This is a genomic window from Bacillus sp. RC251, assembly GCF_044908765.1.
Classification (GTDB): Bacteria; Bacillota; Bacilli; order Bacillales; family Bacillaceae_G; genus Bacillus_A; species Bacillus_A wiedmannii.
Map to the genome: position 1 here is coordinate 473,284 of NZ_JBIYDP010000003.1, position 24,999 is coordinate 498,282.

The window sequence follows — 24,999 nt, forward strand, 5'->3', positions numbered from 1 at the left end:
ATTTGTTTAACATCTTACATACTTACGTTTGAAACCTAGTCTTCCTCTATCAAGTTCTTTCTGAATACTCTCTGTAGCATGTAGCAAACTGCTTTTTTTATTATTACGTTTGACTTCAACTATACCAACTTCTTTTGCAATCTCGACTGCTTTTTCATGTAGTGGTACATATGAAATTGCCACAGTGTTTAGGAAATTATTCATAGCGGATTTTGTTCGTTCTGGGGAATGATGAATTGTACTTTTTACCATTTCAAGCATATCGGAAATTTTACTTTCGGAAAATTCATTGTCTTTACGGTTTCCTAAAAGCCAACAGTAGCAACTCCAGCCTGCAGACATTTTAAGCTCGTCCCCACTTGCAATCCATGTATCAGCAACGTCTTGTGCAATATTTGACTCCGATAAAGTTACTGCTACTACATAATCAGACAGCATATAAAAATAAGCCCCATCTATCCAACGATTAAAATCCGATTCACTCATAGCTTTTGGATCGGCAATAATACCTGCAAAGTACATAGCATCGTAGTTGCCTGTGGCATAAAGTTCTTCAGCTAATTCTTGATTTAATTTTATTTTTTTAGCGATTGGTTTCATGGCACCTGTAGCTACGCCAAAAACTGGCTCATGCGCACCGTTAGATATGTATATTTTTTTCGTTCGTTCCTTACCTAGAGATTCAAGTTCTTGCATAACTGTTTTAAAATCCATAGTTGTGCAACTTCCTTTCTTCATGTGAAAGCCTTTTTAAGCCTTTCGTATTTCTTATGTTAATACTAATTGTATTCAAGAGGTATGTCTACTTTCTAAAGGTATCAAAACCAGTTAGTAATTTTGAAGGCTTTGATTTTGTAACTACTACAAGCTATCTATAATGGTAAGAAGGTCACTGTAAGGTAAGGGAGAATAAAAAGTATGTATAGTTTTTCCAATAAATATTTGGTATGATGGTGAATGGGAAAAATATACAAGTTGTTAGTGGCTCATAAAAGGAGGATAGTATTGAAAAGAACGCTTGAATTCGTACTAGGTTTAATTGGTGGCATTATAGGAATTATTATTTCCATACTATTAATAGTTGTAGCGTTTAATATTATGGAAGGTTTTGATTATGAACTTTTAGCTTATTACTCTATTATTTTAACGGCTCAAATAGGGTTGCTTATTTTATCATGTTTAGTAAATAAGGTTAATAATAAAGTTTATGGAGTTTGTATGATTGTGATTCCTATAGTTATGTTATTTATGTCATTATTCTTTTTGCTTATTCCAACAATATTACAAATTATGTCTGGTTCATTTGCATTTAGAACATTAAAGTTAGAATCGAATGTAGGATAAATATAATTATCCACGTCTGAATATTCGGTTTTTTTGATGTTTTCGTTCGTAGTTCAAATTAACATAAGGTACAAAGTTGTACGCTTTAGGAGGAGAAATAGATGATTATTTGGTCTGGTTGGGGTTTTTTAGTCGCAATTATTGTAATTATTAATACTCTTTTGGGTAAGATTATTTTTGGATCTATAACGGGGGACGCTACATATTTTCAAGACCATAGTTGGCCAATGGCGGTAATGTTAATTATATCAGGGGTTATGTCTTGGTATTTAGGAAAATATATTAATAAGCCAAATGGGAAAGTTTATATAGATGCCGAAACTGGTGAAAAAGTTATGTTTAACAAAAAGCATTCACTATTTTTTATAAAAATGGAATATTGGGGACCGATTTTAGGAGTTATTGCGATTGTAACTTTATTTACAAGATAAAAAAGAGGATGGGTATAGTAAGAGTAATCTATTTAAGTAGAAGGAGAAATCAGTCATGAATGCAAAGAAACTACTAGGGGTAGCAGTTCCGGTCATGTTGTTATTTGGTTGTGGAGTGTCTGAGAAAACGAACACTTCTAAACAGGAGAAAACGGAAGAGTCTAAAGTAAAAGAATCGAAGTCTAATAGTAAGAAAGAAAAAGTTTCAAAGGAAGACTATCCTAATAAAGTGTATAAATTAGGGGTAGAGTTTGATAAGTTGTTTGCGGAGCATAACAATATTACAAGAGAGGTTTTTGACGGTAAGAAAAAGAAATCAGATGTAGTAGATAGTGTGAAAGAATTAAATAAAATGTTAGATAAATTCGAGTCGATAGATCCCCCTGCAGAGTATGTAAATCAACAAAAGGATTTTGAAAAAGCAATTGGTTATTTTAGAGAGTCTTTTTCTTTAATAAATGAAGTATTCACCCGAAAAGAAAAAAGAGAAAAAGGCGATAAAACTGATAAAGAGTTAATCGAGAAATCCGAAAAGTTAGTGAAAGAAGGAGATATTTACTGGCTTAAGGCATTCAAAGATCTTGAAGGGGATATTAAAATCGGTGATGGTACAGTATCTGTGAAAGATTTGAAAGAGTTAGATAAGAAAGCTGGAATTAATACGGATAATGTTATGAAGAATGTGAAAGATGGTACGGAATTAATCGGTAATTGGGGATTCAAAGGAACAGACGGTTTCATTATGTCACTCATTCTAAAAGGTGATAAGACATTTGAAACGTATGGTAAAGGTGAGTATCCAAATAAAAAGAATTATATTGAAGGAACTTGGGAATATGATAAGGAAGCTTTTACAATCTATTTACATCTCAATAAACGTTTAGTAGACGGTGTAGAAGATACAATTCAAAAAAAGAAAATAGCATATAAAGTTCAAGATTATGATGGGGAAAACTTACGATTATTTAATGAGACTTCATTCAATACAATTAAGTATGTGAAGCAAAGGTAAAGTTATGTAGGACTAGGTTTAAATGGCCTGGTCCTTAATTAAATTGTGGGAATGCAACGAATATTTTATCGTTGGCTTTGCCTATTTTATATCATGTTATTTTTTAATAAATTGATAAACGGAATTTAAATGTAAGTATGGGGAGTTGCTTATAAATGATAAAGAAATTTACTAGAGTAGTACTAACTACGGTGATGCCAATTAGTCTTATCATGGGCTGTGGGAATGCTGAAAAAACTAAAGTACAAGAGACGAAAGCGGTACAATCTGAGAAAAAGGATTATATGGATTACTCATATGGTAGCAAAGGTATATTAGTAAGTAGCAAAGCGAAAGAGCGTCAACAATACGAGGTTGGATTTATAGATGACAACAAGTTAATAGGAATTGATGAAAATATTGAGGACTGTATGATTTTAGATAATAAAGATGAAGCAAGTCTCGTTTGGAAACAAATAGAGCGTGGAGCTATTATTGAAGTGCAATATGGTAAGGATCGCAATGATATTGTAGGTGTACAATTAGTAGGAGACCGTGAGTCATACGAAATTAGTGATAAGTTTGATCGGAATACGATAAATGAGATTGTTGAAAACGTTAAAGGGAATTTGTAATAGATGTATTTCGATAGTATAGGGTCCCTTATCATGAAATTATGAATCAACGGCATTTTTTATATGAAAATGCCGTTGATTTGTATTGAAAAATAAGTGCTATTCTATAGTCTTGTAGAAAAACACGTATGAAACATAAATGAATTATTCTTCGTTCAGCTGTGATGATCGCCGTAAGGTTATTATCCAAAATAAAAGAGCGCAAGCACTAACAGATACACCTAATATACATACTCCATCCCAACCATATTTTGCATACGTATTTGTTGAAAGAATTGCACCTGTTGCACTACCGATGGAATAAAAAATCATGTAACTGGCAGTGATTCGACTTCTTGCTTCGGGACGCACTGTGAACAGTATACTTTGATTGGTGACATGTACAGCTTGCACAGCTAAATCTAAAAGGATAATGCCGAAAATTAGTAAGAATAGAGAGTGGTTTATAAATTTAATTAGGAGCCATGAAAGTACTAATAATGATAAGGCTATGCCAGTTGTTCTTTGTCCGAATCCTTTATCAGCTAATTGCCCAGCTTTAGTAGCAGCTAATGCACCCGCCACTCCAGCAAGACCGAACGCACCAATAGCTGTATGGGAAAGATTATGTGGTGTAACACTTAGTGGCAATACTAAAGAAGTCCATAAAATACTGAATGAAGTGAAAATAAGCAATGCTAATATTCCGCGAATGCGTAAAAGTCGTTCCTCCATAAATAATAAGAGAACAGAGTATATTAATTTTCGGTAAGACATAGTTGTCACTTTTTTATGTTCAAGAGTAGGTAAATTTCGGTGTAACAAAAAAGTTACGCAGAGTAAAAGGATAGCAGAGGTGAGATAAACGGACCGCCATCCAGCTAAATCCGTTAATATGCCTGCAAATGTACGAGCAAGGAGTATACCTATTACAACGCCACTTGTAACGAAACCTACTATGCGTCCACGTTCTGCTGGATTAGCTAAAATTGATGCATATGCGACGAGTGTTTGCGTAACAGTTGCAAGAATTCCTACTAAGGCCATACCTATAAAAAGTACGGTGCTTGAGGAAGCGCATCCGATTATAATTAAAGCGAAAACGGATAAAAGCATGTGAGCAATAATAAGTTTCTTTTGGTTTAATAAGTCACCAAGTGGAACGAATAAAAGTAATCCAAGTGCATAACAAACTTGAGTAATAGTAATTACAATACCGATAGTTGAATGACTAATCTTAAATTCATTTGATAAAGAATCAAGTAGTGGATGAGCGAAATATATGTTTGCCACAGCCATTCCGCAAGCTATTGCGAATAATAGAGTCATATAACGAGACATTGTTGCATGAACAGGTGAATGTACCTGAGTGTGAGTATGTTTTCGAATAGTCATCATTTTTTCTTTACCATTCATAAAATCAGCTCCTTTTTGGATTATCGAAAATAATGTACCGAACGGTATGTTATTTTGTAAGTAAAATATAATCTTGAAGAAACATATATGTCAAGTTTATTTTGAGTTTAATGTGATTTTTTGACACATCGTTTATAATTTAATACGATATATACTATACTGATTGGTACACAAATGGTGATATGTAATCTTAATAACTAGATGTAGAAAGGAGATTGTTTTAAATGGCACGACTACGCGAATTTGATGAAGAAAAAGCTTTGGATGCTGCTATGCAACTTTTTTGGGAGAAGGGATACGCAGCTACCTCATTAAGCGATTTAACTGCTAAAATGGAAATACAAAAGCCGAGTTTATATTCAGCCTTTGGTGATAAAGAAGAGTTATTTGAAGCAGCATTAAGGAGATACACAAATTTACATGCGGCTAATATACGAACAAAACTTCAAAACGAACAATCTGTAAAAGGAACAATTCGGACGTTTTTTGAAAATATAGTGGAAGAGGAATATAAAAAAGAGTTCAGTAAAGGTTGTTTTTGTATTAACACAATGGTTGAACTTGCTCCTCATAATGAAAAATTTGAAGTACTGACTAGAGAGCATCAAATGTATCTTGCAGTTATTTTTCAAGAATTAATTACGAAAGGAATTCGATCAGGAGAACTTCAAAGTGATTTGAACGCTAAAGCAGTAGCGCAAACATTAGTCACATCCTTAATTGGATTAACAGTGTTAATGAAATCACGTCCAGAACGTTCTGTTATAGATAATTCGGTATCAATAATAGTATCGTTAGTAAAATGATCTTTGGGTGAGGTGTTAATCAGCAAATTAGATAATAAGAAAGTCGATTCCTTATTAACATAAGAAATCGACTTTCTATAATTATTTATTTTGTAAGTTATCTTTCCAAAAATTATAGCTATTATCAATAACGTCTTTTAATTTGAAATAGTTTTCCCAAGTATCTTGCACATGGTAGAGAGTTTCTTCGTTTATAAAAACATTACTATAATCATTTATATATTTCCAGTCCTCATCATGGTTAAAGTAGTACTGTGCGAATCGGTTGCCCTCATCATTTAACATGTCGTCTGCTAAAACGCCATCCCAGTTCATATAAATTTCTGTGCCAGTCATTTGTCTAAGTTTAAACTGTTTAATTTCGTCTTGAGACTCTTCTTCAAATTCTTGACTACATAAATGATGTTCAATTATCCATCCTAAAAACATACCAGTATGTACAAAAGCTTGATCAATTGGTAAGTCCTCAGGAAAATCACCTTGATAATGGTACTTCGCTTTATCGTAAACAATCGTATCTAACAATTCGTTCATCCCCTTTAACGTATGATCTAATAAACTTGTACTGTTTGTTTTAATAGTTTAACTATGTTTTCAAGCCATTCTAGTGGTGTTATTTCTAGCTCTTCAAAATATATCCCATCTGATGAATATCGAATGTACTCTCGTTTTTCTTCATCATTTTTTGGTCTTCTTTATTTCAGCTATCAATATGAGCAATCTTTTCCAAATAAAACTCCCTTCAATATAAAAAGTTACATCTATATTATCGCAAGAATGTAAAAATGTTAATATTTTCAAAGAGAACAAGTACAAAGAAACAGGATTTATTTAATAGATACATAGTAGTTATGAAAAATCATAATGTTCCTTCTTATTGAAGAAAATCAGTAAAAAAGTATCCTAATCTATTTTTGAGAAGGAGTAGTGTGTATGAGGGTAAGTGCTTTTGACGACATTTGCAATTGGTTATAAAATAATGTCTGTTAAGGAATTTTCTAGAAACTATAATTCGCCTGCTGGGGATAAAATGAAGTGTTTATAAAAAGGCGGAATAAACATATTTTTATACATAGTAGATTCATAGTCTTTCACGAATGAGAAAATAAAGGGAAGTTAGGATGCTTACATGAACTGTGTAGGTATTTCATACAGCAATGAATATTAAAAAACGAGTAATCACACTATCAACAAGTTTAGTAATGTTCGGGAGTGCACCTTTAGCGATATCAGCAGAAGAGATAAACAAATCTCATACTGACCAGCTTAGTATTGCACAAGGGGAACGTGGAACAAGCGGTTTAAGTTATTCGAATTTCAATCTAGAAACTCCAGATTACATGTAAATTAATGAGGCAGAAGTATCAGAAAATGAGAAAGTTCTTCTGGAAGAATATAAGCATAAACATTCTGAATCAGAAGAATTACATAAAATGAAAGAAACGAGCTATTTGATTCAAATGAATTTAATCCAGCTGAACCTAGCATGGAGCTAGTCGTTAATGGTGACGGTATAAACATACGTAGCGGTGCAGGACTTGAACATCAAACTGTTCGTAAGGCTTCAAAAGGTGACCGTTACAAAGTGTTAGCAGTTAAAAACGTTTGGTACAAAGTAGGAAATGGTGTATTTGCGCCTTATCGTAATGTAACAAGAGCTGAGTTTGCTGCATTAATTTCAAATGCTCTTCAATTACCAGAAGGAAATAAGTCATTTGTAGACATTAACAAAGCGCATCCGTCACTTCATAATGGTATTAAGCGAAGTGCAAGTGCAGGAATTATTAGCGGTCGTGGTGGAGGTATTTTTGACCCGAATGCACCAATCACTCGTGAAGAAGCATCGGTTATGATTGACAAGGCATTACAGTATAAAGGTGTTACAGGTAATTTAGTCACATTACCATTTACAGATCAACATTTGATCGCATACAAACAGCCTGTTCAGCGATTATACAGCTTACAGGTAGTTACTGGTGTTGGAGATAACAAGTTTAACCCTAAAGGGACAACAACTCGCGGTGAAGCAGCTGCCTTTTTAGTGAAGATGTTAAACTCTATGCAGAAATAAATGAATTGTATGTAGTAGTTTGTACTGGTACAAGAAAAAGTAATAAGGGTTTTAAAGGAGCTATCCAAAATGAAAATTTGGAACAGCTCCTTTTTATTTTAGCCTCTATGAAGCCCCTTATAAGCACCTACCAAGTAATAAATCACTAAGAAAAAACAATACAAAACAAAAACAACTACAAGAACAAAAAAGCGCGAAAAAATAAAACCGCGTTGTAGTAGTTAAAAAAAGTTGGAATTCAACTGCAAAAACAAAGTGCTCATTCCTATATGTATATTGAAGGGTTGAATTCTGTCTTTTTATGAATAAAAGGAGGAGGGGAATATATGGCGGTGTACCGTAATGTGCAGGTGAACTTTTGGCAAGATGAATTTATATTAGATTTAACGCCAGAGGAGCGTTATTTTTACATATATTTGTTAACTGGTACGAAAACGAAGCAATGTGGAATTTACGTATTACCGATGCGAGTGGCAGAGCTTGAAACAGGCTACAGTATGGAGACTGTTGAGAAATTGTTGAACAGGTTTATTGAATACGGAAAGATTTTATACGATGCGGAAACGAAAGAGTTATACATAATAAATTGGCTACACTACAACCCTATTGTAAACACGAATGTAGAAAAGTGTGTGTTGCGTGAATTAAAGACTGTAAAAAATAAAGAATTCATACGTATGTTTTTACGTAAATGTCTGGAAGAAGAATGGAAGATTCCATTGTTATTGCAGCATTTTGGTATGCCGAAAGAAGAGGATAATAGTAGTTTACAAGAAGTTACTGAGGAGAAGGAAGAGATAGAAGAGGATACTTCGCATAGTGAAGTTTATAAGTTTTACGAACAACATATAAGTAATCTATCTCCTTATATCATGAAGGAATTAAAAGAGTGGATACAAAAAGTTTCAGGAAAGAGAGTATTAGAGGCTCTGAAGATTGCGTTTGAACAGAATAAGCGAACGTTTGCTTATGTGAAGGGGATTTTGAGGAATTGGTGTAAGAAAGGGCGGGGAGATTTCATTGAAGGAAAAGAAGGTTTACATAAGAGAGCAGTATGTAGTTTGTATGATCCATAGTATGAGAAAGTATGGGTTTTTCAACTTTTCTAAAAGGTGCTTCCTTAAATAGAAGCGAATAGTTTGAGAAAGGAGGGGTTATATGGAAGTCGTCATAAAGAAGAAGCGAACTAGAGGTAAGAGAATTTTTATTTGGTCTAGTAGTGTCGTTCTTTTGTTAGTTATTTGTACAGTAATTTTTTTGAACATATATACGCTTAGTTCTGTGCCAAAGATAGATGGGACGATAAAGCTAGAGGATTTACAACATGCTGTTCAAGTAAAGCGAGATAGCAAAGGGGTACCGCATATTAAAGCGGAAAATGTACATGATTTATATTTTTCGCAAGGGTATGTACAAGCGCAAGATCGTTTGTTTCAAATGGATTTAAGTAGAAGGCAAGCTTCTGGGATGTTGAGTGAAGTTGTAGGGGAAGCAGCTGTTGATCGAGATAAGTTGTTTCGAACGCTCGGTTTACGACGAGCAGCCGAAGCGTCTGTTAGTCAATATGACGGGGAAGCGAAATATGCCTTGCAGTCATTTGCTGATGGAGTGAACGCTTTTATACGTGAGGCGAAAGCGGAAAAGAAATTGCCAGTTGAGTTTACTATATTAGGCTATGAGCCTGCTGAATGGTCTATTGTTGATACGTTAACGATTGGAAAGTATATGGCGTTTGATTTAGGTGGACATTGGCACGGACAGGCGTTTCGATATTGGGCGCTGAAAAATTTGCCGAAAGAGCAAGCAAATGAGCTATTTCCTACATATCCGAAAGATGCACCTAGATTGCTAGCTGAACTGAAGAATACAAATGTGGACGTAGCACAAAGTTTTGCAAAAACAATCATTCCCCCAGAGTTTAATGGTAGCAATAACTGGGTCATAAGCGGTGAGAAGAGTGCGTCTGGTAAGCCAATCTTAGCGGATGATCCTCATTTATCTCTTGCGACGCCTTCTATTTGGTATCAATCAAAACTTGAAACGAAAGATTTAAATGTAAGTGGCGTTATTTTCGCTGGTGTGCCAGGTGTTATATTAGGACACAATGACAAAATAGCATGGGGCGTTACGAATACTGGCCCTGATGTGCAAGATTTATATATTGAGAAGAGAAATCCTAATAATGAAAATGAATTTTTGTATAACGATAAGTGGGAAAAAGCTACTGTTGTTGATGAATCTATTAAAGTAAAAGGCGGGAAAACAATTCCGTATAATGTGACGGTTACGAGGCATGGTCCAGTTATTTCAGAGTTTGCGGATAAAGGAAAAGAGAAAACAAAAACAGTATTCGCTTTGAAGTGGACTGCTTTGGAACCTTCCGCTGAATTAAAGGCTGTATTAAATATGAATAAAGCGAAAGATTGGAATGAGTTTGAAACGGCACTTCAAGATTTTCATACTCCAACTCAAAACTTTGTATTTGCATCAAATGACGGCACAATTGCGTATAAAGCGAATGGAAATATACCAGTGCGTAAAAAAGGTGACGGGAGTTTGCCAGTGCCAGGGTGGACAGATGAATATGAATGGGAAGGGTATATCCCATATGATCAACTGCCAAAAGTAATAAATCCAAAACAAGGGTTTATTTCAACTGCGAATAATAAAATTGTAGATGATAATTATCCGTACCATATTAGTAATACGTGGGCACAGCCATATAGGCAAATGCGTATTCAAGAATTTTTACAAGAGAAAGAAAAGTATACGGTGAAAGATTTAGAAGAGTTACAGATGGATCAAAAAAATTTATACGGGAAAGAATTTGCTCCTATATTGTTAAAAGAGTTAAATAAAGCATCTTTAAATGAAGTAGAGAAAGAAGGCGTAAAACAATTAACAAAGTGGAATTTTAACGATAGTAAAGATGAAGCAGCACCATTAATATTCCATTTGTTAATGAAAGAGATTTCGAATACGTTATTTTCAAAAGAAATACCGAAAGATGTGATGGAGTTATTTGAAGGAAAGTCACAAGTTGTTGATGAATTGATTCGAAAAGAAGTAGCAGGAGAAAATAGCGCTTGGTTTACGAAGTACGGAGGCTTCACGAAAGTTGTGCATACATCGTACGAAAATGTAATGAAGAAATTACAGAAGGAATATGGACCTGATGTTGCGGAGTGGAAGTGGGGCGATTACCATCAACTTGCTTTTACACATCCAATCTCAAAATCATCTAGTATGTTAGCACTACTTGCATTTAATCGTGAAAAACCAATTCCAATTGGCGGAAGCCAAGTTACCGTTCAAGCAGCGAGTTACGGAGATAACGGTATTGTAAATCACGGAGCTTCTTGGAGATTTGTTATTGATACGAAAGATATGTCAAACGGTTATCATATTGTAGGGCCAGGACAATCAGGACATTTTAGAAGCGATTGGTATCATGATCAAATAGATGATTGGGTAAATGGAACGTATCATACGACTACATTGAATACGGAGGGGATAGAAGGTAAGGTGTTAAGTTTACAGCCGAAGTGATACTATTTCCACTGATGAAAACTTATAGACTAGAACATAACCCAGTTCTTAAATAATTTTAAAAGCCTACTATCAGTTAAATTGATAGTAGGCTATTGTATTTTAGAGGATAAGATTCAATAATTTTATTATGACAAAACAGTAAGTGTTTTAACATTTACTTATACGATAACGGGCCTTATTTACTCTGTTACAAAAGAAACCACACAAAGTGTTCTTTTTCTTTGTTACTCATTTTTATACATCGCAAAACATTTTGTTATTCAATAATTCCAATTTCTAGAGCCTTTTGAACAGCTTCTTCTTTGTTACGGACTCCTAGTTTTGTGTAAGCTGTGGAAGCATAATTTCTGACCGTACCACCCGATAAATATAACCTTGATGCTATAGTAGTGTATCGAAGTCCTTTTGCTACTAGCTGCAATATTTCTATCTCCCTAGCTGTTAGCTCATAAGCGGTTGCTTTTGATTGTGGTGTCTCTTTTTGCTCATCAAACTTCTCAAATATTTTGTGAGACATTCCCTGATCAATTAGTGTCCCACCTTTGTGAATAAGTCGGATTGTATTAGCTAGCTCCAACGTTTCAATAGATTTGAGCAAAAAACCATCCGCACCGTTGCGAAGTGATTCCAACGCCTGTTCGGTATCCTGAAAAGTTGTGAAAATCAATACGCGGATATGTGGCCATTGTTGCTTAATCTTTTTGGTTGCTTCAACTCCATCCATGTGCTGCATATCTAAATCCATAAGTATAACATGGGGTTGAAGGCGCCCACACAAATCGATGGCTTGATTGCCATCCTCAGCTAAACCGACTACATTTAAATCTTCATATCTATCGAGTAGTGTCCTCAAACTTTCCCGAACGAATGGTTGATCGTCTACAATTAACAAACGAATAAGTCCATCTTTTATTTCAGTTTGTCGCGGTATGGTACATGTAACAAGCATTCCTTCCTCTGGCTTTGTATATACAGACAAATGACCTTGTAAATTCATTGCCCGTTCTTTCATCGCATTCATACCGAAGCCTTCCTGCCATTCTACATTTCCTTTTCCATTATCTTGAACTTCTAACCTCGTATATTGTTGTTCAAACTGCAATGAAACTATAATTTCAGTTCCCTGACCATGACGTACTGCATTCGTAAGGGACTCTTGTAAACAACGAATGAAGGCTATCTTCGCTTGCCGAGATAGTTGATATTCCTCTCCGAATATCCTAAAACTTACATTTACCTGAGCGTGCTCCTGAAACTCGGCTCCAAGATTTTGTAGAGATTGAATCAAGGAAGGCGATTGACACGGAGAATCCATTTGATGTAGGTAACCTCTCACGTCCTCAATACTTTTACGTCCCATTTCAAGCAAAGAATCTAGCCTCTGTATACCGATTTCAGTAGCAAGTTCGGTACGCAACGTTTCCATCCCCATAATAATAGAAGTATAAGCGTGACCAACTGTATCATGAAGCTCGCTCGACAGTCTGTTCCGTTCTTCTGCCAGTGTAATACGTTCAATCTGAGACATATATTGCTCAAGTACCGCGTTTTGTTTACGAATCGCTTCATTTTGCTTATGATTGACGATTAATAAATGGAAAGCGAAGCCCATTACATAAGCAAGTCCATAGTAGGTAACCATAATCCAATAGCTATTACTTGGCGCAACCGCATAGAGAATTCCAGTTGTTATAAAAACTGTTGTTGGAGCTGTCCAATAATAGGAAAAGTGCTGACTATTCGCAGCAATCAGAAAAACAGATATAAGAAATGTAACGTTAGCTCCCGGAAATAAAGAAGTTAAATATATACACAGTCCACCATATAGCAGTATTTCTGTGAACAAGTAATATTTGTAATTGAACAATAAGGCTACCCATGGAATCGAGAAGGCAACAACCTCCCAAAAAATAATAATCCAAAGTGGCAATGTTAAACTAGCCTGAAAATCAAATGTGGTTATGGCGATAGAGACACTAATAAGTATACGGACTCCTAACATAATCCAATCGTACCAAAACCAATACTTAACCATATCTAACAAGTCATTTACCCCCTAAATAGCCTACCTTTTTACTTCCTATATTATAAATTAATCCTTCATACATTGTTGTACTTTTTAATTTTACACTACAATTCTCTCATAGAAGGTAAACTTCTATTGATTTAGTTGCCGGATCATACTACGTGTATAGCCCCCAATTTTCTTTGTCAAACGGTCTACTATTCTAATACTTATGGCGGTAAATACTATACCCATAAACATTACAAAAAGTGACTTGGCAAAAGTATCTATCTGTATGAATATAATATTCATTTCGATGTAGTGATACAGTAGTGGTGCCAACAGCAACATAAGTGGCATTACATAAAAAATGATTGCACTAATGAGACTGAAAATACCAATTACTAATTTCTGCATTAGCCAAAAGACAGCAGACCAAGTGCGACGATCAGTAAGCACTAATTTCACCTGAGCCCAGTTCGATGTATCTATTGTTATATTTCTATCATAAGAGTCTGTTGAAATATTTGTATAAATTTTCGTCTGTATGCGCTCGAATTGGATAAAAGGTGTAGTAGTCTGTAGTACGCGTATAACTAGTGGAATCCCAATTACCGTAAATGAAAGGGTGAAACTGAATAGCAGAGCTATTAGATAAAAACAAAAATAAAACAATCCTGTAACGAAAGTTAGCAATAAAAAATAACCATTCTGGATGAATCTTGATTTCATAAAGTTCTCGCTCCTATCTATGTAATAACCGAATTGTACTGCTTTTTTTGTCATGCTCACTAGTGTAAAAGTGTCATATGACATTTCTAAATGATGCTAAAAAGGGGAGAGTAACCTACTTCTGGTTAAAAAAGATGCTTATATGAATCACCATAAAACAATCCCGTTCTTGCAGATGCAAGAAGGGATTGTTTTGTACTTTTATCCCACTTTAATGGGCAGTAAGACCCCCACCTCAAAATGCAGCGAAAGCAAAGAATTTAGGTGGGGGATCAACTGCCCATAAAAGTCCGATTGGTTCAACTAATAATCAGTGGGGGATGAAGAAAATCCCCACTGATTAAAGTTTCACTTTATTTAATATGAGATGGACTTGTTTTTCGAATATGAAAAATAATATCAAATTGCTCAAGCAATGACGTATCAAAGTATGCCGATTCGTTCGGTAAGAGTCGTGCCCCTATACTTAGTAATGGTCTTTTTGCTTTAACCCATTTCTTTGCTGGTCCTTTAAGGTGACGGTTATCCAATAAAAACATTTTATATGGTACTTTTCCGAGGGTATAATTGAAACTATTTACATCTTGTGGAATCGGATCCGTTATAATCTTATCTCCGGTGTCATTGTATAAGGTGAAATTCCCCTCCGTAGTTGTACTGCCAATTGTGACATAATTATTGTCTAAACGTTCCTTCAAATACTGCCCCGCAACATAAGGGTATAATTTCTCATCGATAATTCCTTTAGCTATATGAATATTGTGTCCCCATACCATCGTTTTACCACCCAATGTCTCTTGTGCCCACATTGCATGATCGGCCAAGTATTGCTCATGTAGCTTTAACATACTTGGATAGTCGTTAGGAATTAGCATTGTGGTATATTTCTCTATTACACTTGCCGTTGCTTTCGCCCAGATGTACTCAGGTGAAACTAATTCTGTTTTGGCTTGCCCATTCTCATCTTTTAGTAATTGGACTACTCTCTCAGCGTTTGCTTTGAACTTTTCTTTTATTTCAGGAGCAAGATTCATATATTCCTGTAAACCTCCATTAAAAGCCGACAATTCTTTATAATTTTCTTCTACTTCTGCCAGCAAATCTGGTCGATGCAGCCTTACATAATCAATTACTTTATTAAAGCAACCTTGGTCCAACTCCTTAAAGTCAAGCCCAATAAATTGAATCTTTTTTTTATTGGATGGATTAGCATTATAATCTTTCATCCACTCAATCATGGCTATAATTTCATCAGTAGGATATAACAAGTTTAAAAATTCCCTAGGATTTCCTTTTCCTGTTTGGATATATTCATTTAACTTTAAGCCGTTTCCCCAATCTTCTTCCATTGTGAAATTTGTAAAACCCATCTCAGTAACTAAATATTTCACAAGTCGAAACTTCATAGTGAAAATTTCAGAGCTTCCATGAGTATTCTCTCCTAATCCTACATATTGTGCGCTCCCAATCATTTTCTTAAGTGGTTTTAAATCCTCAAATGATTTTGACGGCTCTATCGTTTTTAATGGGTAAGCCTGTGATTGTATTGATTTAACTATATTTTTTTGTATGGATTGACCTGAATTTTCGACTGCTACTGTTTGAGCCTTTCCTACTTCTACACATCCTGTGACTAATAAAGCTGTACTAACCATTGCAATGATTCTTTTCTTATTCATTTTTTTCCACCTCAATTGAATTATTTGTAAAAGCAAGATTGATTCATTGTACTTGCACGAATCAATTGCCTTAATTCAATTGTTATTTATTCCATATCATATTTTCTAGTTACATATTGTCATAAGGTTAATTGACACAGGTCATTTGCTAATCATTACATTTTTGTACTATCGGCTATGACAACTTATAAATAATAATTACATTGATGAGTCGTAAGTAAGACTAGATTATAAATTTGGGAGGGATTTTAAAGATGGATTAATCTGTATGCCAAAATGTTTTTATTCTAAGTTGTGTCTGTGGAAATGATAAGAAGTAAATTCGATAAACAAGTGAATAAAAGGGGAAGGGCGGATTACAATGATATTAAACGTAAAATCGTTCCACAATAAAGATAAAATCCAACGTGCTAAAATAGGACTTCAACTCTTTCTGAGTATTTTAATCATTACTTCTATTATCCTAAATGTAGTAGTAATAATTACGAAAAGTATGCCGCTTATTGTGGTATATATGTTTACCCCAGCAATTTCCTCTATTTTGACTCGCATAATACTGAAAGAAGGGTTTAAAGATGTATCTTTTAGTCTCGGTAACTTAAAGATATGGAAGGGGATCGGTTTTGCTCTGCTAATACCTATGATTATTTGTGGAATTACTTATTCTATCGCCTGGTTGAGCGGAATTGCGAGGTTTCAGCATCCCGAAGGTGGTATGTTAGAACCGATCTACAATATGTTTGGACTGCAGTATGTAACGGCACCATTCAGTTTCATTTATCTAGTAGTATTGAGCGGCATTTTCGGAAGTTTGCTTAGCTTAATCCCAGCTTTGGGAGAAGAAATGGGTTGGCGAGGTTATATGCTCACAAGACTAGTCGATGCAGAGTTTTCACGGCCCATCCTTATTAGTGGATTGATTTGGGCAACGTGGCATGTTCCAATAGTTATTGCTGGTCTATATGTAGCGGGACCATCTGTCGTTCTTTCAGTACTTGGTATCTATCTTTGTATTGTGCCATTCGGTTATATTATAGCTTATTTACGACTTATCACAGGTAGCATTTGGCCTTCGGTTATCATCCATGCTACTTGGAATGCCATTATTCAAGGACCTTTCGCACGTGCAAGTACAGGATATCAAACTGAGATTTGGATTGGAGAATCTGGCTTGATAACCGCTAGTATTATCTTAATTACTGCAATAATTACGTCTCGAATAGTAAATTTCACTAAATAGCATACGGATGTGTTTTAAATTCAATTAGTGAAATATGAGGAGGCACAATTATGAATGTTCAAAGACATGAAAGTAATACAAACAAAAAACGAATATAGATAAAAATTTAATTATACGAAAAAGTAGATTCAGTTAGGGTATCAGAAAAAATTAAATAACTTCAATTGTAAAAAGATAAGAAAGGAGCGGAAATACGCTCTTTTTTTATTTACCTTACTATTTTTAGGAGGTTAGTATGAATAAGATATGGATAAAGGGTGAATAGCATTTTTATTGATGAAATTTCATTAAATATTCTTGTGGAATATATGTGAAACATTGTATAGAATAAGCAAGAATGCCAAAAATTATAGGGGGAAAGTTGTGAAGAAAAATAAGAGTTTAATAAGTTTTTTAGGAGTGTTTATTATGTTGTTTTCTTTTTGTTTTCAAGGAAATATACAGGCAGATGTGAATACTGTTCAATCAGGAAAGATAAAGTCAGGGAATGTAACGGTATGGGAAGTTGGAAATGTGGCGAAAGTGTTAGCTGATGTAGAGCGCTTAAATTTAAATACAGTAAATGTACCGATTCAGGTAGATATTCCGAATGTAACTTCTACGAACATGGTAATTAATCAAGCGCAAAAGCAACAGGCTATTCTTTTAATTCAAGAATTATTAAAGCGTAATATTCAAGTTATTGTGGAACCGTTCCCATATATTCAGCAAGGAAATGTTGGGGAAACGGAATGGAATCCGAGTAATATTAATGATTTCTTCTGGAATTGGAAAACGGTTATTCTACAAGACATCTTTAATTCAATTACAAGTAAATACAATGTGTACGGGCTCAAGATTGCTTCTAATTTTGTGAATATGGAATATGCAGAAGGATATTGGAGCGATACGATTGATTTCGTCCGTCAGCAGTATAAAGGAAATGTTTTGTATCAAATGAATTGGTGGTTAACAGCAAGCTTTGATCCTTCTTATGAAGCGAAGTTTAAAGAGAAAATCAGTCGTCCGTATTTAAAAAAGGTGGATATTGTAAGTATTGATAGTTGGTTTGAAGTTTCAGGAAAAAGAAATCCAACATATGAAGAAGTAAAGAAAAGTTTATTTGCGACGACAGTGTATAATCGTGGGCAAAATGTTGTGCAGCAGTTGGAACAATTACATAAAGCAACAGGAAAACCGGTTTACTTTGGTGGATTTAACGTTCCGGCACGTGAACTTGGACTACAAAATCCGTGGAATCCAGATGTATCTAATGTGTTTTCAAAGGACGTACAATTAAACGGATGGCGTGCTTACCGAGATGTATTAGAACCAAAACCGTATTTTAAAGGTTTTTCAATTTGGTTTATTGGCTCTCATAATAGTACGCATGCGTATCAAATACATAGTAAAGAAGCAGAGGCAGTTATTAACGGCTGGTACCGAAAATAATTTTTATAAAGTAGGTAAGTTTTGAATTTTACCACATATATTTCTAGTGAAAGGCCTTTCACCATCTTATCACCTAGGGGGCAATCATAATGAAATTTTTGTCTTACCTTACAGTAATTTTGGTGATTCTTGGCGGTTTGAATTGGTTGTTTGTAGCGTTAGATTACAATGTAGTTGAGAAATGGTTTGGTTCTATGCCGGCGCTTGTGGACACTATTTATTGGCTCATTGGTCTTTCTGCTATTTATCAAATTTTTGATCGGTTCTTCACGGACAATTAGCAATTATACTTTATTACTAGAGTGTTAAGTACGATTATGTACTTAACACTTTTTTGTATGTTTATAAAAAGTAGTTTGCACATGCAAGCGATTCCATTGCGTCTTACGCCGTAATAATAGAAAACAAATTGACCACGTATTATATTTCAGGTTATAATTCAGAAAGTTTAAAAATTAATAAAAATAAGAAATAGGGAGGTTATCAGGGTGATGGAGAGAGTATATAATTTTTCAGCTGGACCATCAATACTCCCTTTGCCAGTTTTAGAGAAAGTGCAAAAGGAGCTTGTAAATTATAACGGGACAGGCATGTCTATTATGGAAATGAGTCATCGATCTTCTTATTTTCAAAGTATTATAGATGAAGCGAGTAGCCTAATTCGTGAATTAATGAACATTCCTGATGAGTATGAAGTACTGTTTTTACAAGGCGGTGCGTCATTACAATTCTCTATGATACCGCTGAATGTAATGAATACGTACAAAAAAGCAGGGTACGTATTAACTGGCTCATGGTCTAAAAAGGCGATGCAAGAAGCTGAAAAAATAGGGGAAGTACAAGTGCTTGCTTCTTCTGAAAAAGAGAAGTTTACTACAATTCCTAAACTGGATGGTTTACCAAATGATGAAAAACTAGATTATGTACATATTACAACGAACAATACAATTGAGGGTACGAAATATGTAGACATTCCACGTTTAGATAGAGTACCGCTCGTTGCGGATATGTCCTCAAATATTTTATCAGAACAATATGATGTTACGAAGTTTGGTCTTATATATGCGGGAGCGCAAAAGAATTTAGGGCCAGCGGGCTTAACGATTGCTATTATAAAAAGAGATTTAATTGGGGGAGCAGATCGCTCTTGTCCTACGATGTTAAACTATGAAACTTACAGCAAAAATAACTCCTTATATAATACACCGCCATCCTTTAGTATTTACGTAACGAAACTTGTACTAGAGTGGTTGAAAGAGCAAGGCGGGGTATCTGCGATTGAAGAACAGAATAGAATGAAATCTTCACTTCTTTACAATTTCTTAGATGAATCAAAATTGTTTACTTCACCAGTTGATCCTACGTATCGATCACTTATGAACATTCCGTTTACAACACCGTCAGAAGAGCTGAACAATGAGTTTTTACAAAAAACGAAAGAACGCGGCCTTGTTACGCTAAAAGGACATCGCTCAGTCGGTGGTATGCGTGCAAGTATTTACAATGCGATGCCAGTACACGGTGTACAGCAATTAGTAAATTATATGAAGGAATTTGAGCTTGAGAATAGATAGGGAGATGGGGATATGTTTCGTGTTCAAACGTTAAATCAAATTGCGGAAAAGGGTTTGCAAGTACTTAGCGGAGAGCGTTATGAAGTAGGGGATAGAATGGACCACCCAGATGGTATTTTACTTCGCAGCTATTCTTTACACCAAGAAGAATTTTCAAAAGACTTAAAGGCGATTGCAAGAGCTGGTGCTGGTGTAAATAATATTCCTGTCGAGCGATGTACAGAAAAAGGGATTGTAGTATTTAATACACCAGGAGCGAATGCCAATGCAGTAAAGGAACTTATTATCGCCAGCCTTATTATGTCTTCACGTAACATTATTAACGGTGTAAGCTGGACGAAAAATTTAGAGGGTGAAGAAGTACCGCAGCTTGTTGAATCAGGAAAAAAACAATTCGTTGGATCAGAAATTGCAGGGAAACGTCTAGGTGTAATTGGCCTCGGCGCAATCGGTGCTTTAGTTGCGAACGATGCGTTAGCTTTAGGGATGGACGTTGTCGGATATGATCCTTACATTTCAGTTGAAACAGCATGGCGCCTTTCTACACATGTACAAAGAGCATTTAGTTTAGATGAAATTTTCGCAACATGTGATTATATTACACTTCATATTCCTCTTACGAATCAAACGAAGGGAATTATTGGTGAACACGCTGTAGAGAAGATGAAAAAAGGTATGCGTTTATTCAATTTCTCTAGAGGAGAACTTGTAGATGAAAATGTTCTTCAAAAAGCGTTAGAAGAAGATGTTATTACGCATTACGTAACAGACTTCCCCAATGAAAATGTGATAAAGATGAAAAATGTAACAGCGACGCCTCACCTTGGTGCATCTACATCTGAATCAGAAGAAAATTGTGCAATCATGGCAGCGCGCCAATTACGTGAATATTTAGAGACAGGAAATATTCGTAATTCAGTAAACTATCCAAACGTCGAACTCCCTTATATCGGAAAGAAACGTATTACAATCATGCATCAAAACGTTCCGAACATGGTAGGACAAATTACAGGATGTTTAGCAGAACATCATATTAATATTGCGGATATGATTAATCGTAGTAAACATTCTTGGGCGTATACAATGATTGATATTGATAACGGAATTGATGATATAATAAAAGAGAACATTGTGGAAAATATAAGCAAAATTACAGGTGTTGTAGCCGTTCGAATGATTGTGTAAAGGAGAGAGGAAAACTTGGCAAAAATCCGACCGTTTCGGGCCATTCGTCCAGTAGAAGAAAAAGCAGCGGAAGTTGCAGCTTTACCGTATGACGTATTAAATAGTAAAGAGGCAAGAGAGGTTGTAAAAGGGAATCCGTATTCTTTCTTACACGTTGATAAAGCAGAAATTGATTTAGACCCGGCACTTTCACCGTACGATGATCGTGTATATGAAAAAGCGGGTGAAAATTTAAATCGATTTATACGAGAAGAAGTATTCATACAAGATGAAGAGCCATCACTGTACATTTATGAACTGACGATGGAAGGAAGAACGCAGTCAGGTCTTGTCGTTTGTACATCTATTGATGAGTATGAAGATGATACAATTAAAAAACATGAAAGAACGCGTCACGAAAAAGAATTAGATCGTATTCGTCACGTAGATGTGTGTGACGCAAATACGGGTCCTATCTTTTTAACGTATCGTACAAAAGAAGAGATAAAGCGTTTCATTGCCAGCTGGAAAGAAGAACATGCGCCAATCTATACATTTACAGCAGAAGATGGCGTGGAGCATGTTGCCTGGAAAATAGTTGATGAGGATGTAATTGCTACTTTAGTAAACTTATTTGAAGATATTTCTAATCTTTATATTGCAGATGGGCATCATCGCTCAGCATCAGCAGCAAAAGTAGGGCTCATGCGAAGAGAACAATATCCGAATTACACAGGAGAAGAAGAGTTTAATTTCTTCCTATCTGTATTATTCCCTCACGATGAATTATCCATTTGGGACTATAACCGAGTTGTAAAAGACTTAAACGGCTTATCAGAAGAACAGTTTTTAAAGCAAATCACGCAATACTTTTATGTAGAAGAAGCAGCTGTTTCTCCGTATAAACCAAATGAGCCAAAAACATTTGGTATGTATGTAAACGAGAAATGGTATAGACTCACAGTGAAAGAGGAAACGTTTGATGCGAATGATCTCGTTAAAGGTTTAGATGTATCTATTCTGCAAGATCATTTATTAAGCCAAGTACTTGAAATACACGACCCGCGATCGGATTCACGCATTGACTTTGTCGGAGGAATCCGCGGATTAGAAGAACTAGAACGCCTTGTAAATAGCGGTGAATATAAAGCAGCGTTTTCATTATATCCGACATCAATGGAAGCTTTATTATCAATCGCAGACGCTGGAGAAATTATGCCGCCGAAGTCAACGTGGTTTGAACCGAAACTGCGTAGTGGGTTGTTTATACATTCTTTAAAGTAAATATAGACTTCTTTAGATTGAAAAACCGAAATGATTATAGTTTCGGTTTTTCTTATTTTGGCTCAGTTAACGTTACATGTTGATTTTCATGTTAAGATTGAAATATGTAACGACAGGTCGCTACAAAAAACGGAGGAAATACGATGAAAATGCAACTGCAAGAAAGTTTTTATGTTGAGTTAAAAAATGCAATTCGTTGTCATTATAACGAAATTATAACTAGGTGCGGTGTTGACACAATATATGGGTACTCCATATTAACAGACGATTGTGTCAATAGCATTGGACCAGTGGCTAATAAAGAAAGACTAATCAAAGTTAATAAGTCGGACCCTTTATACAATTATTATAGATACGGAGCTGTTGAGTGGAGCGAATGGGACGATTTTGAAATGTTTGATGAAGTGCACAAAATTATCAAGAAATATCATGATATCGTCGAAGATGACTTTAACATACGAGTAAATACACTGTTGAAAGAAACGTTAAATGTGTTAATGGAACTTGAATCAGAAGGCTTGTTTGGAGACAGAGATGATCATCGATTTATTGTCATTTGTGTAACTGATTCATCGAACGAAATCATGATTGAATCAGCTCGATTGCTTAATACATTAAAGACATACGAAGAATATGCTTCAGAATTTGCATAAGAATGAATATAAGTAAAACTGCGCTCTATAAGAGGCGATTTTCATTTAATCAAAAGTCACAAATTAATAGTAACAATTCGTTGTGACGTAACCATTGAACAATTTGAGCCCGATAAAAAACATCGTACAAAAATTATTGTGATGTTTACATGTCGGAATCAACTTGAAAAAGAAGTTATGAAGGGAATTTTTTCGGGGATTATTCTTTAGTTAGTAGGAAAAGTAATGAATAGGTGGGGGCCACATGCCTCTCGAGCTTAGATTTTTAATTCCCCCCATAACGAAAATTTTATGTATCGTTGAATACTGATAATAAGACGTTATGTAATATACCCTGTTCTTTTCTTAGCTAATAGAAGAATAGTTGAATAAGCTTGTCAACAAAAAAAGGACATTCCTAGTATTACAAGAAATGTCCTTTCCACTAAATTATAGGATATTTTGCTAAAATTCAAACTCTAAAATTAGTTTACTAGTTTGACCTGTAAATTGATAATTATAGGACCCTCTCAGATTTTCTAAGTTACCAGTAGCTTTAATAATTGTTCCTGGGGAATTTAGATTTCCTTTATCGAATATTCCTTGCTCTATAGCTGTAAATGTTCCTTGTTGCCCCTTATAAATTCCTTCAAAGTGTAAAAATCCAGAAATGTTAGCAGTAGCCAAGTGACCATCATTTATATTTGAATCTAAATAATATAATAAATATTCAACAAAAGCTTTTCCTTTTAATTCACCATCAATATCATATTCAACATGGGCAATATTAATAGGGAAATCTTTTCTAGTATCATCAATTAGTTTTTCATCCCATTTACTTACTGTAAATGTTGCTTCCATACACGTAAATCCCCCTTTATCATTAGATAAGTAATCTCCCTAAAATGAAAAAATACGCTATTCTTCCTGTAGGATCAGGAAAACATAATTATAAAACTTATGGCTATACTTATTTGAAGTTTTCCTTTATTCCACGCCACTCTCTAAAATAGAGAAAGACCCATTTTCACAATCAATTTCTGCCATTGCGCCGTAAGGTAAAATAAACTTCGGTTCAGTATGGCCAAAATTTAAATTATAAAGAATCGGCAAATCTTCTAAGTTATGTTCTTTCATTACTTGCAGTATTTCATGTTTATATTCTTCATAATACATTTCGTCTTTTGGTTTACCAAAGATGATACCCTTTGCTTTTTGGAGAATGCCTTGCGCTGCGTAATTTCGTAACCAATACTTTATATAGCTTGGTTCTGGATGGTCTTCAGAAGTTTCAAAGAAAAGGATACTATTTTCCCAATGTTTTTTCTCAGGCCAAAGCTCCGTTCCTTTTGCAAATTCCAATACTTCTATACAACCACCAATTAAGCGTCCTTGTAAGGTAGTAGAGCCTTGAAGTAGTTCATAGCCATTGTTTTGTTGCATCGTACGCCTTGTATCTTTATTTACCTCTATCCATTCTAAACGCTCACTCGTCCATTCATGAGCTGGTTGAATTTCGCCAATTGTCTCATTTGAAAAGAGAGTCCGATTTACCATTTCAACCGTATATGGATCCATCTCTATATTTTCGGCAAAATCAGTTAAAATTGCTGGACCGTAAAAAGAGGAAATTCCTGCTTTATGACAAAACAAGTGTGAAATGGTAACGTCAGAGTACCCCATAAAAATTTTCGGGTTTTCACGTATTACATTAAAATCTATATAAGGAAGTAAGCGGATGCTATCTTCACCGCCAATATTCGCAATAATTGCTTTCACGCGCGTATCTTGAAATGCAGTCATTAAATCTTCCGCACGAGCTTGTGGATTGTTATAAATGAATTCGCTACCTTTTAAACTATTTGGCATGGGAACAACCGTAAGACCGAAAACTTCTTCTAATCTCTTTACTCCTTGGTCATATCGCCATCTTATTTCAGAATCACCTGCGCCTCCCCATGAAGGGCTTACTGTTGCTACGATATCACCTGGTTGTAATCTGTTTGGTTTTATTAACATGTTAACTCCACTCC

At 35.1% G+C, this 24,999-nt stretch carries 22 protein-coding genes and 2 pseudogenes; 16 read left to right on the top strand and 8 right to left on the bottom strand.

Annotation, left to right across the window (positions count from 1 at the left end; all coding sequences use genetic code 11):
* Nucleotides 1-6 precede the first annotated feature (6 nt).
* Nucleotides 7-714, bottom strand: a complete 708-nt coding sequence (locus ABH961_RS16565) for a DNA alkylation repair protein (protein WP_262720870.1) — start codon at nucleotides 712-714, stop codon at nucleotides 7-9.
* Nucleotides 715-1,005: 291 nt separating this feature from the next.
* Here ABH961_RS16565 and ABH961_RS16570 point away from each other — a divergent pair, with 291 nt between their 5' ends.
* The 4 genes from ABH961_RS16570 (at nucleotide 1,006) to ABH961_RS16585 (ending at nucleotide 3,401) form a co-directional block, all read left to right on the top strand.
* Complete coding sequence (locus tag ABH961_RS16570; RefSeq protein WP_060486431.1) at nucleotides 1,006-1,344, top strand: DUF4064 domain-containing protein; 339 nt, start codon at nucleotides 1,006-1,008, stop codon at nucleotides 1,342-1,344.
* 101 nt (nucleotides 1,345-1,445) lie between these two features.
* Entirely contained in the window at nucleotides 1,446-1,775 is a 330-nt protein-coding gene (locus ABH961_RS16575) for a hypothetical protein (protein ID WP_098122567.1), read from the top strand.
* A gap of 55 nt (nucleotides 1,776-1,830) precedes the next feature.
* On the top strand, nucleotides 1,831-2,787 hold the full coding sequence (locus tag ABH961_RS16580; protein ID WP_000992215.1) for a DUF3994 domain-containing protein: 957 nt from the start codon (nucleotides 1,831-1,833) through the stop codon (nucleotides 2,785-2,787).
* Between the two features lie 155 nt (nucleotides 2,788-2,942).
* Nucleotides 2,943-3,401: a hypothetical protein gene (locus ABH961_RS16585; RefSeq protein ID WP_098069131.1), complete on the top strand. Its 459-nt coding sequence runs from the start codon at nucleotides 2,943-2,945 to the stop codon at nucleotides 3,399-3,401.
* Between the two features lie 144 nt (nucleotides 3,402-3,545).
* Here the strand turns inward: ABH961_RS16585 and ABH961_RS16590 are convergent, their stop codons facing one another.
* Nucleotides 3,546-4,796 carry an MFS transporter gene (locus tag ABH961_RS16590; protein ID WP_098222027.1) on the bottom strand — a complete coding sequence of 417 codons (1,251 nt, stop codon included), beginning with the start codon at nucleotides 4,794-4,796 and terminating at the stop codon, nucleotides 3,546-3,548.
* A 224-nt stretch (nucleotides 4,797-5,020) separates the two neighbouring features.
* On the opposite strand from ABH961_RS16590, the gene ABH961_RS16595 reads away from it, so the two are divergent.
* A complete protein-coding gene (locus ABH961_RS16595) occupies nucleotides 5,021-5,602 on the top strand; it encodes a TetR/AcrR family transcriptional regulator (protein ID WP_098079561.1) in 582 nt (193 codons plus the stop codon).
* A gap of 81 nt (nucleotides 5,603-5,683) precedes the next feature.
* Here ABH961_RS16595 and ABH961_RS16600 read toward each other — a convergent pair whose 3' ends face one another.
* On the bottom strand, nucleotides 5,684-6,127 hold the full coding sequence (locus tag ABH961_RS16600) for a DUF7832 domain-containing protein (RefSeq protein WP_048544744.1): 444 nt from the start codon (nucleotides 6,125-6,127) through the stop codon (nucleotides 5,684-5,686).
* 632 nt (nucleotides 6,128-6,759) lie between these two features.
* On the opposite strand from ABH961_RS16600, the pseudogene ABH961_RS16605 reads away from it, so the two are divergent.
* The 3 genes and pseudogenes from ABH961_RS16605 to ABH961_RS16615 all read left to right on the top strand — a co-directional run bounded on the left by ABH961_RS16605 (nucleotide 6,760) and on the right by ABH961_RS16615 (nucleotide 11,222).
* A pseudogene (locus ABH961_RS16605) lies at nucleotides 6,760-7,673 on the top strand (S-layer homology domain-containing protein).
* A gap of 326 nt (nucleotides 7,674-7,999) precedes the next feature.
* A complete protein-coding gene (locus ABH961_RS16610) occupies nucleotides 8,000-8,749 on the top strand; it encodes a DnaD domain-containing protein (RefSeq protein WP_098079563.1) in 750 nt (249 codons plus the stop codon).
* A gap of 82 nt (nucleotides 8,750-8,831) precedes the next feature.
* Nucleotides 8,832-11,222 carry a penicillin acylase family protein gene (locus ABH961_RS16615; RefSeq protein WP_098079565.1) on the top strand — a complete coding sequence of 797 codons (2,391 nt, stop codon included), beginning with the start codon at nucleotides 8,832-8,834 and terminating at the stop codon, nucleotides 11,220-11,222.
* Between the two features lie 259 nt (nucleotides 11,223-11,481).
* Here ABH961_RS16615 and ABH961_RS16620 read toward each other — a convergent pair whose 3' ends face one another.
* The 3 genes from ABH961_RS16620 to ABH961_RS16630 all read right to left on the bottom strand — a co-directional run bounded on the left by ABH961_RS16620 (nucleotide 11,482) and on the right by ABH961_RS16630 (nucleotide 15,641).
* Nucleotides 11,482-13,269, bottom strand: a complete 1,788-nt coding sequence (locus ABH961_RS16620) for a helix-turn-helix transcriptional regulator (protein WP_098079567.1) — start codon at nucleotides 13,267-13,269, stop codon at nucleotides 11,482-11,484.
* Nucleotides 13,270-13,383: 114 nt separating this feature from the next.
* On the bottom strand, nucleotides 13,384-13,962 hold the full coding sequence (locus tag ABH961_RS16625) for a sensor domain-containing protein (RefSeq protein WP_048544752.1): 579 nt from the start codon (nucleotides 13,960-13,962) through the stop codon (nucleotides 13,384-13,386).
* A 353-nt stretch (nucleotides 13,963-14,315) separates the two neighbouring features.
* Nucleotides 14,316-15,641: an erythromycin esterase family protein gene (locus ABH961_RS16630; protein WP_048544754.1), complete on the bottom strand. Its 1,326-nt coding sequence runs from the start codon at nucleotides 15,639-15,641 to the stop codon at nucleotides 14,316-14,318.
* Nucleotides 15,642-16,002: 361 nt separating this feature from the next.
* Here ABH961_RS16630 and ABH961_RS16635 point away from each other — a divergent pair, with 361 nt between their 5' ends.
* The 8 genes and pseudogenes from ABH961_RS16635 to ABH961_RS16670 form a co-directional block, all read left to right on the top strand.
* Nucleotides 16,003-16,881, top strand: a complete 879-nt coding sequence (locus tag ABH961_RS16635) for a CPBP family intramembrane glutamic endopeptidase (protein WP_048544756.1) — start codon at nucleotides 16,003-16,005, stop codon at nucleotides 16,879-16,881.
* Nucleotides 16,882-17,244: 363 nt separating this feature from the next.
* Nucleotides 17,245-18,312, top strand: a complete 1,068-nt coding sequence (locus ABH961_RS16640; protein WP_098077719.1) for a glycoside hydrolase family 113 — start codon at nucleotides 17,245-17,247, stop codon at nucleotides 18,310-18,312.
* A gap of 89 nt (nucleotides 18,313-18,401) precedes the next feature.
* Nucleotides 18,402-18,593 (top strand): DUF378 domain-containing protein, encoded by a 192-nt coding sequence (locus tag ABH961_RS16645; RefSeq protein ID WP_000670803.1) that lies wholly within the window; start codon nucleotides 18,402-18,404, stop codon nucleotides 18,591-18,593.
* A gap of 210 nt (nucleotides 18,594-18,803) precedes the next feature.
* Nucleotides 18,804-19,886, top strand: a complete 1,083-nt coding sequence (gene serC / locus ABH961_RS16650; protein WP_048544850.1) for a 3-phosphoserine/phosphohydroxythreonine transaminase — start codon at nucleotides 18,804-18,806, stop codon at nucleotides 19,884-19,886.
* A gap of 12 nt (nucleotides 19,887-19,898) precedes the next feature.
* Nucleotides 19,899-21,071: a 3-phosphoglycerate dehydrogenase family protein gene (locus ABH961_RS16655; protein WP_087984206.1), complete on the top strand. Its 1,173-nt coding sequence runs from the start codon at nucleotides 19,899-19,901 to the stop codon at nucleotides 21,069-21,071.
* Between the two features lie 15 nt (nucleotides 21,072-21,086).
* The gene (locus tag ABH961_RS16660; RefSeq protein ID WP_404519676.1) at nucleotides 21,087-22,334 is read left to right on the top strand and encodes a DUF1015 domain-containing protein; all 1,248 of its coding nucleotides are present in this window, start codon (nucleotides 21,087-21,089) and stop codon (nucleotides 22,332-22,334) included.
* A gap of 143 nt (nucleotides 22,335-22,477) precedes the next feature.
* On the top strand, nucleotides 22,478-22,987 hold the full coding sequence (locus tag ABH961_RS16665; protein ID WP_098643119.1) for a DUF4303 domain-containing protein: 510 nt from the start codon (nucleotides 22,478-22,480) through the stop codon (nucleotides 22,985-22,987).
* A gap of 72 nt (nucleotides 22,988-23,059) precedes the next feature.
* Nucleotides 23,060-23,197 (top strand): annotated as a pseudogene (locus ABH961_RS16670) (enoyl-CoA hydratase); the annotation flags it as partial.
* Nucleotides 23,198-23,431: 234 nt separating this feature from the next.
* Here ABH961_RS16670 and ABH961_RS16675 read toward each other — a convergent pair.
* On the bottom strand, nucleotides 23,432-23,827 hold the full coding sequence (locus ABH961_RS16675; RefSeq protein WP_404519677.1) for a DUF3224 domain-containing protein: 396 nt from the start codon (nucleotides 23,825-23,827) through the stop codon (nucleotides 23,432-23,434).
* Nucleotides 23,828-23,953: 126 nt separating this feature from the next.
* Nucleotides 23,954-24,985 carry a S66 family peptidase gene (locus ABH961_RS16680; protein WP_404519678.1) on the bottom strand — a complete coding sequence of 344 codons (1,032 nt, stop codon included), beginning with the start codon at nucleotides 24,983-24,985 and terminating at the stop codon, nucleotides 23,954-23,956.
* Nucleotides 24,986-24,999 lie beyond the last annotated feature (14 nt).